2 protein-coding genes are annotated in these 1,852 nt (G+C 42.9%); both read right to left on the reverse strand.

Annotated elements, in window-relative coordinates:
- Positions 1-727, reverse strand: a 727-nt coding sequence (locus AC2LE6_RS08980; RefSeq protein ID WP_484478921.1) for an ABC transporter permease, incomplete at its 3' end; no start/stop codon positions are given.
- Positions 728-1,133: 406 nt separating this feature from the next.
- Positions 1,134-1,852, reverse strand: a 719-nt coding sequence (locus AC2LE6_RS08985; RefSeq protein WP_484478922.1) for an SPASM domain-containing protein, incomplete at its 5' end; no start/stop codon positions are given.

Genomic DNA, 1,852 nt, shown 5'->3' on the forward strand with positions numbered 1-1,852 from the left:
GACCAACATATGTCCGAATTACATCTGGAAATTTTGCCAGAAGATCAAGATAGTTGCTGGTCTCCCCGAGGAGTAGATACGTAAAATAATTATTGTTTGTCCACTGGGTTGAGCGAGAATCTTCATCGCTTACCAGGGATGATAGAAAGTCAAAGTGCCAGTGAGAGTTCGCGGGAAACGCTTTCACCACGCCTGTAACGGCATAGTCAGTTTGATTATCTGAGTTCAGGACCTTTCCAATTGGATCATCATCTCCAAAATATTTTCGGGCCATACGCTCAGTAAGTACAACTGAATATGGCTGGGTAAGTGCTGTCTTTGGATCACCTATGATAAAGGGGATCTCAAATATATCGAATATTGAGGAATCAGCCAACCACCACTGATCCTCTGAGAAGAGCTTATCCTCATAACGGACAGTAAAACCTGTATCTCGAACCCGAACATAATCAACCACCTCAGGAAAAATTTCCTTCATGGTGGGGCCTGCTGGAGCTGCTGAGACACCCATGCTGAATTCATTGTCCCCCATTTTACCTAACAGGCCCAGACGAAATATCCGATCTGAATTGGGGTGAAATTTATCATAGCTATTCTCATAACGAACAAACATGAGTATGAGTACACAGGTTGTTACACCGACCGCCAAACTTGCAATGTTGATCATTGCATAGAGTCGCTGTTTGATCAAGGACCTAAAGGCTGCTTTGATATAGCTTAACCACATAATGGAATCTCCATTTTGAATTTGAAAATCTGTTCGGATTGCCTAAAAACCATTGGAGTTAACGATTCCCCTATTGACCAGAATTGAATGCTATCGTTAGTGCCATTTGCATTAATAAGACAAGGCATGTGCCAAATATCAAGTAGGCAGTATCCTTAAGGGTCTAACGAATTTTGAAGGGTTACAATTACATCATATTGATATAGTACAGGTGGGAATGATATGGATTCTCCGTGAGATTTATGGAATTTTTTATGGGGCGGGCTTCCAACTGGTGAGGTTTTTCTCATTCTCCAAGCGACTCAAGTCGTTGGTTCACTCGGATGTTAAAAAAACAGATGGATAGGACCTGTGTACTGGAGCGGATTTGCTAAATTTCAGAAACAAGTTCAATTTAGGACTCAAGTTATAACTGATTCTGGTCCTTTTCCCTGGCCCATTCAATGACATTAATTGGTGGACGCCGGTGTTGAAGTTCATTCGTCATAAAACGCATATAGGGATCAACATGCTTAAAGAATATTTTATATCCGGCACATAAATAATTCAGACCTGCCTCGCCATCTGGCGTATTGAGAAAGCGGTGTTTTGGACACTCACCATTGCAGACAAAACGAACCTCGCAGTCCATGCAATATTGCGGTAAGGAACTCTTTTTATCCACACCAAAATCCTTTTGTTGTTCACTACTTACCAAAGACGCCATGGTGTGATCCAAAATATTACCGAGTTTGTTTTCCGGGTAAACATAGTGGTCGCATGAAAACAGATCACCATTGTGCTCCAGTGCCAGTGCATCGCCACAGGTTTCTCTGAACACACAAAGACTGGGATTTCCACCTGACCAGGCCTCCAAGGCAACATCGAATATCTGGACATAGTACTTACCAACGTCAGCACGCACCCACTCATCAAAGATTTCACACAAGAAATGACCGTAATTTTCAGGATTTACGGACCAGTCTGTGACCTGTCTGCTCCCACTTGCTGATGGTGACAGTAGTTGCATTCCCCCATTGCTGTCAGGAATGCCAATTCTTTCAACGATGGGAATGAACTGCATGTAGCCACTACCGATCTCTTTCAGGAACTGATAGATCTCCAGCGGGTGTTGTGAATTATGCC

The sequence above is a fragment of the Candidatus Izemoplasma sp. genome (genome assembly GCF_982632705.1).